Source organism: Streptomyces pseudogriseolus (assembly GCA_002154585.1).
In the GTDB taxonomy this organism is placed as follows: Bacteria; Actinomycetota; Actinomycetes; order Streptomycetales; family Streptomycetaceae; genus Streptomyces; species Streptomyces pseudogriseolus.
The window spans coordinates 1-11,105 of record MUNG01000197.1 but is presented as its reverse complement, the minus strand read 5'-3'; the positions used below and the strand labels follow the sequence as shown (position 1 = coordinate 11,105).

The 11,105-nt window shown below is 74.1% G+C and carries 10 protein-coding genes; 5 read left to right on the top strand and 5 right to left on the bottom strand.

Features of this window, described 5'->3' with window-relative positions; genetic code table 11:
- Positions 1 to 160: 160 nt before the first annotated feature.
- The gene (locus CCN29_RS18545; protein WP_086683185.1) at positions 161 to 1,153 is read left to right on the top strand and encodes an aldo/keto reductase; all 993 of its coding nucleotides are present in this window, start codon (positions 161 to 163) and stop codon (positions 1,151 to 1,153) included.
- Between the two features lie 7 nt (positions 1,154 to 1,160).
- On the opposite strand, the gene CCN29_RS18540 is transcribed toward CCN29_RS18545, so the two are convergent.
- Positions 1,161 to 1,901 carry an AraC family transcriptional regulator gene (locus CCN29_RS18540; RefSeq protein ID WP_006131747.1) on the bottom strand — a complete coding sequence of 247 codons (741 nt, stop codon included), beginning with the start codon at positions 1,899 to 1,901 and terminating at the stop codon, positions 1,161 to 1,163.
- Between the two features lie 54 nt (positions 1,902 to 1,955).
- Here CCN29_RS18540 and CCN29_RS18535 point away from each other — a divergent pair, with 54 nt between their 5' ends.
- On the top strand, positions 1,956 to 3,143 hold the full coding sequence (locus CCN29_RS18535) for an MFS transporter (RefSeq protein WP_031021417.1): 1,188 nt from the start codon (positions 1,956 to 1,958) through the stop codon (positions 3,141 to 3,143).
- Here CCN29_RS18535 and CCN29_RS18530 read toward each other — a convergent pair.
- Complete coding sequence (locus CCN29_RS18530) at positions 3,140 to 4,564, bottom strand: lipase maturation factor family protein (protein WP_086683182.1); 1,425 nt, start codon at positions 4,562 to 4,564, stop codon at positions 3,140 to 3,142. The genes CCN29_RS18535 and CCN29_RS18530 overlap by 4 nt on opposite strands.
- Positions 4,565 to 4,737: 173 nt before the next feature.
- Between CCN29_RS18530 and CCN29_RS18525 the strand changes: the two genes are divergently transcribed.
- Both CCN29_RS18525 and CCN29_RS18520 read left to right on the top strand, forming a co-directional pair.
- Positions 4,738 to 6,876: a SpoIIE family protein phosphatase gene (locus CCN29_RS18525; RefSeq protein ID WP_086683178.1), complete on the top strand. Its 2,139-nt coding sequence runs from the start codon at positions 4,738 to 4,740 to the stop codon at positions 6,874 to 6,876.
- Positions 6,877 to 6,907: 31 nt separating this feature from the next.
- Positions 6,908 to 7,771: an Fpg/Nei family DNA glycosylase gene (locus CCN29_RS18520; protein WP_006131743.1), complete on the top strand. Its 864-nt coding sequence runs from the start codon at positions 6,908 to 6,910 to the stop codon at positions 7,769 to 7,771.
- Positions 7,772 to 7,793: 22 nt separating this feature from the next.
- Here CCN29_RS18520 and CCN29_RS18515 read toward each other — a convergent pair whose 3' ends face one another.
- The 3 genes from CCN29_RS18515 to CCN29_RS18505 form a co-directional block, all read right to left on the bottom strand.
- Complete coding sequence (locus tag CCN29_RS18515) at positions 7,794 to 8,450, bottom strand: zf-HC2 domain-containing protein (RefSeq protein WP_006131742.1); 657 nt, start codon at positions 8,448 to 8,450, stop codon at positions 7,794 to 7,796.
- Between the two features lie 216 nt (positions 8,451 to 8,666).
- Positions 8,667 to 9,182: a hypothetical protein gene (locus CCN29_RS18510; RefSeq protein ID WP_006131741.1), complete on the bottom strand. Its 516-nt coding sequence runs from the start codon at positions 9,180 to 9,182 to the stop codon at positions 8,667 to 8,669.
- A gap of 140 nt (positions 9,183 to 9,322) precedes the next feature.
- Positions 9,323 to 9,868 carry a sigma-70 family RNA polymerase sigma factor gene (locus CCN29_RS18505; RefSeq protein WP_006131740.1) on the bottom strand — a complete coding sequence of 182 codons (546 nt, stop codon included), beginning with the start codon at positions 9,866 to 9,868 and terminating at the stop codon, positions 9,323 to 9,325.
- Positions 9,869 to 10,079: 211 nt separating this feature from the next.
- Between CCN29_RS18505 and CCN29_RS18500 the strand changes: the two genes are divergently transcribed.
- Positions 10,080 to 11,105, top strand: a 1,026-nt coding sequence (locus CCN29_RS18500; protein WP_086683175.1) for a CapA family protein, incomplete at its 3' end; no start/stop codon positions are given.

Sequence of the window (11,105 nt, the reverse complement as noted above, 5' to 3'; positions counted from 1 at the left end):
CGCTGCGGCCCTTCGAGCTGAGGACGCTGCGGCTGAAGCGGGCGTGACCGGGTGGGGGCCCCGGCCGCCGTCCCGCGCCCGAGGGCGGCGGAACGCGCGGTCGCGGGCCCCGTATGCTCGGCCGCGCCCGCCCCGTGATCACGACAAGGAGCAGTCCGGCATGAGCGACCTCCCCGCCCCCACGGCTCCGGACCGGCCGGTCCGCCGGAGACTCGGCCGCAGCGGCGTGGAGGTCACCCCGCTCGCCCTTGGCACCTCGGGCATCGCCGGTCTCTACACCCCGGTCCCCGAGGAGCAGGCGTACGAGGCGGTGCGCGCGGCGCTCAGGCGGGGCATCCGCCACTTCGACACCGCCCCGCACTACGGGCTCGGCCTCGCCGAACGCCGGCTGGGCGCCGTCCTGCGGGGGCTGCCCCGCGACACGTACACGGTGTCCACCAAGGTGGGCCGCCGCCTCGAACCGTCCGACGCGGGCGGCGACGACCTCGCCCACGGCTTCGCCGTGCCCGCCACCCACCGCCGCGTCTGGGACTTCAGCGCCGACGGCGTGCGCCGCGGGCTCGAGGCGAGCCTGGAACGCCTCGGCCTGGACCGGGTGGACGTCGTCCTCCTCCACGACCCCGACGACCACGAGGAACAGGCCTTCCACGAGGCCTACCCGGCGCTCGAACGGCTGCGCTCCGAGGGCGTCGTCGGGGCCATCGGCGCCGGCATGAACCAGACCGCGATGCTCACCCGCTTCGTCCGCGACACCGACGTCGACGTGGTGCTGTGCGCGAACCGGCACACCCTGCTCGACCGCGGTGCGGCGGCCGAGCTGCTGCCCGCCGCGCTGGACCGCGGGGTGTCCGTCCTGGTCGGCGGCGTCTTCAACTCCGGCCTGCTGGCCGACCCCCGGCCGGGCGTCACCTACGACTACGCGGCGGCCCCCGCCGCACTCCTCGAGCGCGCCCTGCGGATCAAGGAGGCCGCCGAGCGGCACGGCACCTCGCTGCGCGCCGCCGCCCTGGCCCACTGCGCGGCCCACCCGGCGGTCGCCGCCGTGCTGGTCGGCGCCCGCTCGGCCGCCGAGGTCGACGACTGCGCCGACCGCTTCGCGGAACCGGTGCCGGACGCCCTGTGGGAGGACCTGCGCGCGACCGGCCTGCTGTGAACCCCGGTCACCGCGCATGCGTGCCCGGCGTGTGCCCGAACGCACGGCGGAACACGTCGATGAAGGCGCTCGTGGACGACCATCCGCACCGGTGCGCCACCTGCGTCACCGGGGTCCGCTCGGCCAGCAGGACCAGCGCGCGGTGCAGGCGAAGCTGGGTACGCCATTGCGGGAAGGTCATCCCGAGGTCCCTGCGGAACAGGCGGGACAGCGTGCGGTCGCTCGCTCCGACCTCCCTGCCCAGCTCGGCGAGGGTGCGGTCGTCCGAGGGATCGGCGCGCAGCAGGTCGCAGACCCTGCGCAGCAGCGGATCGTCCGGGGTGGGCAGATGCAGGGGCTGCTGCACCGAGACGCGCAGCTGGTCGAGGAGCACTCCACGCAGCCTCCTCGCCTCCGGGCTGCCGCGGTCCTCGCTGCGGGTGTGAGCGATGATCAGCTCGCGCAGCAGCGGGCTCACCGCGAGCACGGCGGGACCGTCCAGCCGCAGCGGATTCTCTCGCGCGGGCAGCCCCACCAGGTGCAGCTCGAGGTCGCCGTGCGCCTGGTGGGCGTGGACGGTGCCGGCCGGGACCCAGAGGGCACGCGTCGCCGGGGCGACCCAGGAACCGGAGTCGGTGGTCACGGACACCACCCCCCGGCCGGCGTAGACGATCTGGTGGTCGTCGTGCCGGTGCGCGTCGATCTCCCCGCCGGGGCCCAGGTGTTGGGCGCGGGTGGGAGCCACGGGGGTGTGGCGGACTTCCGTCATCACCTGGCAGATTATCGGAAGTGGGACACGCGCCGCGCCCCGCAGGATGCGGAGGTGCGAAAAAACCACGCGATCACCCGGCTGTCCGTCGGACACGCCTGCGTCGACGTCTACCAGGGTGCCGTCGCCGCCCTCGTGCCCTTCTTCGTCGCCGAGCGCGCCTACAGCTACGCGGCCGTCTCGGGCGTCGTGCTCGCGGCCTCGGTGCTGTCCTCGGTGGCCCAGCCGCTATTCGGCGTGCTGACCGACCGCCGGGCCGTCCCCTGGCTGCTCCCGGTCAGCACGCTGCTCGCGGGCCTGGGCATCGCGCTGAGCGGGGTGAGCGACTCCTACGCCGTCACGCTCGCGGCCGTAGCACTGTCCGGCGTGGGAGTCGCGGCGTACCACCCGGAATCCGCGCGGGTGGCCAGGGCCGCCGCCGGCGGCAGTCACGCCGCGATGGGCTGGTTCTCGCTCGGTGGCAACCTCGGTTTCGCCCTGGCGCCGCTCACCGTCGCCGCCGTGGTCGCCGTCGGGGGTCTCCGGCTGACGCCGCTGCTTCTGCTGCCGGCCGTGGCCGGCGCCGCGCTGTGCCTGCCCGTGCTGCGCGCGGAGCGGCCCCGGCCGGCCGGCACGGCCGGGCCGCCCGCGGCGGGTACGGACGACACCGCGTCGTTCGTACGGCTCTCCCTGGCCGTGGTGTGCCGTTCCGTCGCCTTCGTCGGCCTGGGCGCGTTCGTCTCGCTGTACGCCGCCGAGCGCATGGACGGCAGCAGGGCCGCCGGCACGGCCGCCCTGTTCCTGCTGTACCTGGGGGGTGCGGCCGGCAGTGTTCTCGGCGGCGCGCTGGCCGGCCGCTGGGGCCGGGTCCGGGTCTCGTGCTGGTCGTACCTCCTGACAGCCGCATCCATCGCCGGGCTGCTCCTCGCCCCCGGCCCTGCCCTCCACCTGTTCGTCGCGCTGACCTCGGCCGGCCTCTACGTCCCGTTCTCGCTGCAGGTCACCCTCGGACAGGACTACCTGCCGTCGCGGGTCGGTACCGCAAGTGGGATCACGCTCGGCCTGGCCGTGAGCGTCGGCGGCCTGATCAGCCCGCTCATCGGCGCCCTGGCCGACCGCACGTCCCTCCGGACGGCCCTCACCCCACTGGTCCTCATGCCCGTCCTGGCCTGGCTGCTGTTCCGCACACTGCCCGAGCCCGCGCTCCCGGCACCGTCCGGCGTCACGGAGTCGGACGGTGACGCGCCGTCGCGCACGTCCTAGGACCTCCGCCCGCTCCCGGAGGCCAGCCGGGTCGGCGGGAGGAACTCCCGGACATACGCCCGCTCCCACCAGGCGCCCGTCTCGCGCAGCTCCCGCCAGGTGGTGAAGCGGTAGCGGAACAGGCGGGCGCGGACGAACCGGGGCGGGGCGTCCGCGGGGAACGGGGACCGGCGCAGCAGACGCAGCGTGTCGGGGTCGTTCTCCAGCAGTCGCTCCACCAGCGCCCCGAACCACGGGCTCGCGTAGGCGGGGGACAGCGCCGCGAACCACATCAGCCAGTCCAGCCGCAGGTGGTACGGCGCGAACTGGCGGGGCAGGCGCCGGGGATCGCCCGGCTTGCCCCTGAACTCGTACTCCCGCCAGTCGGAGTCCTCCCGGGGCGTCTCGTCCGCCGTCCCCTCCAGCACCACCTCGTGCCGCACCCGGCCCACGCTGCCGAACGCCCCGTAGGTGTTCACCAGGTGCAGGGGGTCGAAGGAGCGGTTCATCGCCTGGCGGCGCGACAGCATGTTCCGCACCGGCGCGTGACTGAGCGCGAGCAGCAGCGCGGACACCGCGAGCACGACCACCACGTACCAGAGCGGGGCGTCGTCCACCGGCGGCGCGTCGGACGGCCAGGCCACGACCGGGAGCGCCAGCACCACGGTGACCCAGTTCAGCCACGCGAAGTTCCCGGACAGCACCAGCCACAGCTGGGTGACGATCATCAGCGCCGCGGCCGCCGACGCCACCGGCTGCGGCGCGAACAGCAGGAACGGCACCACCAGCTGGGTGACATGGTTGGCTGCCGCCTCGACGCGGTGCAGCGGCTTCGGCAGGTGGTGGAAGAACCAGCTCAGCGGGCCCGGCATCGGCTGGGTCTCGTGGTGGTACTCCAGACAGGTGAGACGGCGCCAGCACTCGTCGCCGCGCATCTTGATCAGCCCGGCGCCGAACTCCACCCGGAACAGCACCCACCGCAGCAGGAACAGCACGACCACCGGCGGCGCCACCTCGTCGTTGCCGAGGAACACGGCGAGGAACCCCACCTCGAGCAGCAGCGACTCCCAGCCGAACGCGTACCAGGTCTGCCCCACGTTCACGACCGACAGGTACAGCGCCCACGGCACCAGCCACAGCAGCATCGCCGCCCACAGGGGGACCAGCGCGTCGGCCCCCGCCAGCAGCGCCGCCGACACCGCGCACCCCGCCCACGCGCACCCCGCGAAGAAGCGGTCCGAGTAGTGGAGGTGGAACAGGCTGGGCGAGCGGCGCGGGGGCACCCGCTCCACGAAGCGCGGCACCGGCAGCATGCCGCGCTCCCCGATCAGCGCGCGGAACTGGAGCGCCGCGGTCAGGAACGCGACCAGGTAGAGCGCGGCCAGCCCCTTCTGGAACACCAGCCGGCTCGTCCAGTACTCGGTCGCGCCGAACCACTCCACGGCCGCACCCTCCGTCCCCGCGCCGCCTCGCCGGACCGGTCCCGGCCCGCTCCGGGCCCTCGTGGCGCCCTGCGGCCCGTGACTTCCCGTGTACCACCGCCGGCCCCGGGATACCCGTGTCCCCGGGCGGCCCAGCGGTCGAAGAATCGCCCGAACCCTGGCAAGGTGGCCCCATGGCTGATCGGGGAGCGAGCCCCCTGTCACTCCCGGACGACTGGCCGGCACACCCGGATCCGATCCTGGCGCTCAACCGCATGGGCAGTTTCGACTGGGACCTGGACGCCGGGGTGATGCAGATGGACGCCCAGGCGCACGAGATCTTCGACGTGCGCCCCGACGAGTACGACGACCGGCCCGAGACCCTCGCCGTCCGCGTCCCGCCCTCGGAGGCGCGACGCCTCGACGCCGTCGTGGCCCGCGCGCTCAACTCCGGCCAGGAGAACTACGGCGCCTACTTCCGCGTCCGCCGCCGCGACGGCTCCCTGCGCTGGACCCACACCCAGGGCTACATCCGGCGGGACCCGGCAGGACGGCCCCACCGCATCATCGGCATCGTCCGCGACGCCACCCAGGAGCTGCGCGAGAGCGGCGACCGGCGCGACCAGGTCCTCCAGGAGAACCTGCGCCGCCAGCAGACCAACGTCGTCCAGCTGACCACCGCCGCGCTCGCCCACGCCCGGACCGTGCGGGACGTCATCGACGTCCTCAAGGACACCCACGGCCTCACCCATCTGGGCGCGACCAGTCTGGTGATGGGCCTGGTCGAGGCCGGCCGGATCCGGCTCATCGCGGAAGGCCCCGCCGGCAGCTTCGTCCCCGGCACCGAACTCACCGGGATCGACGAGCGCTACCCGATGAGCGAGGCGGTGCGCACCCTCAGCCCGTGCTTCATCGAGTCCCCCGAGGAGTTCGCCGAGCGCTACCCGGAGCTGTGGAAGGGCATCACCGGGCTGAACATCACCTCGGCCGCCTACCTCCCGCTCATCGTGCAGGCCCGCCCGATCGGCGCGATGGGCCTGCTCTACAACGACCGGCGCGGCTTCAGTGCCGAGGAGCGCAACATCCTGGTCGCGCTCGGCAGCAGCATCTCCCAGAGCCTCCAGCGCGCGATGTTCTACGAGCAGGAGATGGACCTCGCCGAGGGGCTCCAGCAGGCCATGCTGCCCCGCACCATCCCCAGCGTGCCCGGCGCCGACCTCGCCGTCCGCTACCGGGCCGCCTCCTTCGGCGGCACCTTCGGCCGGGACATCGGCGGCGACTGGTACGACCTGATCCCGCTGCCCGGCGGCAGCCCCGCCGGCGGCTGCCGGGTCGGCGCCGTCATCGGCGACGTCCAGGGCCACGACACGCACGCCGCCGCCGTCATGGGGCAGCTGCGCATCGTGCTGCGCGCCTACGCCGCCGAGGGCCACACGCCCGCCACCGTGATGGCCCGCGCCTCGGTCTTCCTGCACGAACTCGACACCGACCGCTCCGCGACCTGCCTGTACGCCGAGGTCGACCTGTCCACCGGCGTGATCCAGGTGGTCCGCGCCGGGCACATCGACCCGATGGTGCGCCGCGCCGACGGCTCCTGCCGCCGGGTGCCCGTCCCCGGCGGGCTGCCGCTCGGCCTGTCCGCCGAGTTCGGCGGGCTCGACTACCCGGTCGGGCGGATGGAGCTGGAGCCGGGCGAGACGCTGGTGCTGTGCACCGACGGCCTGGTCGAGCAGCCCGGCGCGGACCTCGACGACGGCGTGGAGACCCTCGCCGCGCTGATCGCCGTGGGCCCCGACGACGTACGGGACCTGGCCGACCGGCTGATCGACGTGGCCGAGGAGCGCGGCGGCGACGACGACGTGGCGCTGCTCCTGCTGCGCCGCCGCGAACCGGAGGGCCCGCGGTCCGGCGGCCGGCTCAAGCAGCTGGTGCCGCCCGGCGACCCGGAGGCTCTGTCCGACACCCGGCGCATGATCCGCACCGCGGCCGCCGCGTGGGGCGCCCGGGACCGGGCCGACGAGATCGAACTGGTCGCCGACGAGATGATCACCAACGTGCTGATGCACACCGAGGGGTCCGCGGAGGTCACCCTCCGGGTGCTCGACGGCGCCGAGCGGCGGCTGCGGGTGGAGGTCGAGGACTCCTCCAGCGCCCTGCCGCGCCGCCGGGAGGCGGGCGAGGGCGGCGTCTCCGGCCGGGGTCTGCTGCTGGTGGAGACCCTCACCGACCTGTGGGGCGTGGAGGCGCGCGGCGGCGGCAAGTGCGTGTGGAGCGAGTTCGTGGTGGTGAAGGACCCGGAACCGGCCGGGCGGGGGGACGACGGCACGGGCTGAGGACGCGGGCCGCCGGTGGCACCCTTGACGCATGCCGGAACTCCCCGAGGTCGAGGCGCTCAAGGACTTCCTCACCGAGCACCTGACCGGCCACGAGATCGTCCGGGCGCTGCCCGTGGCGATCAGCGTCCTGAAGACCTACGACCCGCCGCTCACCGCCGTCGAGGGCCGCGAGGTCACCGCCGTCCGGCGCCACGGCAAGTTCCTCGCGCTGGCCACGGACGGCGGCCCGTACCTGGTCACGCATCTGGCGCGCGCGGGCTGGCTGCACTGGAAGGACCCGCTGCCCAGCGGCGTCCCCCGCCCCGGCAAGGGGCCGCTGGCGCTGCGCGTCGCCCTGGAGACCGGCGCCGGCTTCGATCTGACGGAGGCCGGCACGCAGAAGCGGCTCGCCGTGTACGTGGTGGCGGACCCGGAGGAGGTCGAGGGGATCGCGCGGCTCGGGCCGGACCCGCTCGCCGACGGCTTCGACGAGGGGCGCCTCGCGGAACTGCTCGCGGGGGAGCGCCGCCGGCTCAAGGGCGCCCTGCGCGACCAGAGCCTGATCGCGGGCGTCGGCAACGCCTACAGCGACGAGATCCTGCACGCCGCCCGCATGTCCCCGTTCAAGCTCGCCTCCTCGCTCACACCGGAGGAGACGGCCCGGCTGTACGAGGCGCTGCGCACCACCCTCACCGACGCGGTGGAACGCTCGCGCGGGCTGGCGGCCGGGCGGCTGAAGGCGGAGAAGAAGACCGGCCTGCGGGTGCACGGCCGCACCGGCGAGCCCTGTCCGGTGTGCGGCGACACCATCCGCGAGGTGTCGTTCAGCGACTCGTCGCTCCAGTACTGCCCCACCTGCCAGACGGGCGGCAAGCCGCTGGCGGACCGGCGGCTGTCCCGGCTGCTGAAGTGACCCCGCCGCGGCGGTCCCGCGGTCACCCGGCCGGCAGCACCACCAGCGTCTCGCCCTGCGTGGAGCGCACCTCGTACCGGACGAAGTCGTCGGAGTGCATCGCGGAGCCGCCCGGGACGGTGTTGGGGCGGGCGTCGTGCCGGGGCACGGCCCAGCTGGTCATGACGTGCTCGGAGCCGTCGCGGCCGATGCCCACCAGGACGCAGTCGCGCGGTCCCGCCGCGTCCTTCACCCGCAGCTCCACGCTGCTGCCCCAGTCGCGGTCCTCGACCTTCACCTCCGCCCACACCCCGGAGCGCTCGTCGGTCGCCTCGACGGTCAGCGGACGCGGCCCGTCGTCACCCCCTGCCAACACCGTGACCGCGGGGGCGGACACCGCCAGCACCACCGAGGCGGCCAGCGCCAGCAGCATCCGGCGCCGGCCGACGCGCCGCCGGGCGGACACCTGGGTGAGCAGCCGGTCCAGCATCCGCGGCGAGGGCTGCGCCATCGGGTGGACGGGGCGCGGGGTCGCGTTGCGGTACAGCATCAACTGGCGGGTCGCGGGGCCGAACTCGGTCACCTGCACGGCGCAGCTGGGGCACTCCATGAGGTGGTCCTCGAAGCGGAACGCCTCCGCCTCGTCCAGCACGCCGAGCGCGTAGGCGCCGACGTCGCGATGCCTCTCCAGGGACCTCATGCCGAATCCTCGTGCCGTTGGGTGCGGGTGGGGTTACTCCTTGCTCCCACCGGTACGCACCAGGCTCCGGAATGACTCAGCGGCGCACCGAATCGTGACCTAAGTGTTCGGAGGCCTCGGGCCCGCGGATTGGTCGGATTTTCCGCGGACCGCCGAACGGGCCGGTACGGCCCCTGTAAGACGCCCGAACGGCCCCCCGGAAAAGGCCGGTACGGCCTAGAAGAGGTGGATGGCGAGGTGGCCGAGCGGCAGTCCGAGCTGCCACGCCGGCGTCCACACCTTCGGTCCCTCGTCCTCGCCGCCGGCCGCCGCGCCGCCCGGCACCGCGTTCAGATCGGGGGCCAGCAGCTCCGTCTCGCGCAGCCAGCGCCAGGCGTCCACCGCCAGCTCCAGGTCCGGGCCCGGCACGCCCCGGCCGGACGCGGCGGCGTCCGCGGCCAGGTCGTCGAGGCGCTCCTGCACCCACTCCTGCCACGGCTGGTCGTAGGCGGTCAGCGACAGCCAGGTCTCCAGCTGGGTGATGACCCGGATGCCGGACAGCTCGCCGTCGGTGTCGGACAGGAACACGGTCAGCGCCAGCGCGTCCCGGCCGGCCCGGAACTCCATGGACGTCGGCGGCATGAGGTCGCCGGTGCGCAGCAGCTCGTCGGCGATGTACTCGGCGTAGAACCAGGCCATGGGGACGGCCGGTTCGCCGTCGCCCTCCGTGCTCTCTCGACCTCTGTGCAGCATCCCTTCCTGCCTCCTCCGGTGCGTGCGCGTCGCCCGAGCGTGATTCCGCGGTCCGAACTCCGAACTCGGATGAGGACAGCCGATCCTCAACCGGGGTCGACGGCAAGGCGCTTTACGGAGGTTTGACCCGACGGGCGGTTTCACCGCATGTCGGAGGCGTAGCCCGGAAGCACCCGGCGCAGGGCGCGCAGCGCGTAGTACGCGCGGGACTTCACCGTACCGGGCGGGATGCCGAGGGCCGTCGCGGCTTCCGCCACACTCGCCCCCTGGAAGTACACGAGCACCAGGACCTCACGGTGCTCGGGCGTGAGAGTCTTCACAGCCTCCCGGACGTCGAGCGTCGCGGCGGCCCGTTCCGCGTGGTCGGAGATCACCCGGGCGTTCTCCAGGACCGCGTCGCCGACCTCGGCCGGCCGCGCCTGCCGGGCCCGGCGCGCGTCGATGGCGAGCCGCCGCGCCACGGTCAGCAGCCAGGGGCGTACGGAGTCGAAGTTCTCGGCGCGCAGGGCCTCGGGGTGCTGCCAGGCGCGCACCAGCGTCTCCTGGACCAGGTCCTCCGCGCGCTGCCGGTCCCCGTCGCAGAGCCGGACCAGCAGCGCGAAGAGGGGCCGGCCGTGCTCCCGCTGGAGTGCGGCGAGCTCGTGCTCGGCGGTGGTCCCGTTCGTGAGTGTCGTTCCGGCCGTCATGGCCGTATGGCAACGCACGCCGCCGCCGGGGGACAGGGCGCGCACAGGAGTGTGCGACAGGCGGTCGATCGCGTCGACGAACGGTTCGACGAACGGTCGGGGCGGCCGTTCTCGCACGCCGGACGGGCTAAAGGGCGTGTCGGAGCACCGCACACCGCATGGAGGCTTCTTACCTGTTCATCCATAAATACGACCACAGCGGGGTGATGTGATGATCGCACGCAGCAGACAGCTGGCCCTCGTCCTGACGGCCGTCCTCGCCGCGGGCGCCGCCTGCCAGGCCCGCGACCACACACCACCGGCCCAGGGGCGTCCGGGCCCCTCGGCGACGGCCCACCGCGGCTTCACCCTGGTCGCCTCGGGCGACGTACTGCCCCACACCTCCGTCATCGAGCGCGCCGCGTTCGACGCCGGGGGCGCCGGGTACGACTTCCGGCCGATGCTCTCCGGCATCCGCTCCGTGGTCGCCCCCGCCGACCTGGCGCTGTGTCACATGGAGACCGTCTACGGCGCGGACGGCGACCACAGCGGCTACCCGCTCTTCCGGTCACCGCCCGAGGTGGCCGCGGGCCTCGCCGCCACCGGCTACGACGGCTGCTCCACCGCCTCCGACCACACCCTGGACGACGGCGCGGAGGGCATCCGCCGCACCCTCGACGCCCTCGACCGGGCCGGTGTGCGCCACGCCGGCTCGGCCCGGTCCGCGCAGGAGGCCGCCACGCCCACCCTCATGGAGGCGGGCGGTGCGCGGGTGGCGCACCTCGCCTACACCTTCGGCACCAACGGGCACCCGCTGCCGCCGGACCGGCCCTGGGTGGTGAACCTGATCGACGAGCGACGGATCGTCGCCGACGCCCGCGCCGCCCGCAGGGCCGGCGCCGACGTCGTGGTGGTCTCGCTGCACTGGGGCACCGAGTGGCAGGACGAGCCCGACGGCCTCCAGCTCTCCCTCGCCCGCTCCCTCACCGCATCCAGGAGCGGCGACCGCCCGGACGTCGACCTGATCCTCGGCACCCACGCCCATGTCCCGCAGGCGTACGAGAAGGTCAACGGCACCTGGGTGGTCTATGGCATGGGCGACCAGATCGCCGGCGAGATGACCGACCACGACGGGGTGAACGACCCGCGCGGCAACCAGTCCACCGTCGGCCGCTTCACCTTCTCCCCGCCCACCCGCCCCGGCGGCCGCTGGGAGGTCACCCGCGCCGAGTTCGTGCCCCAGCTGTACGACCTCGAC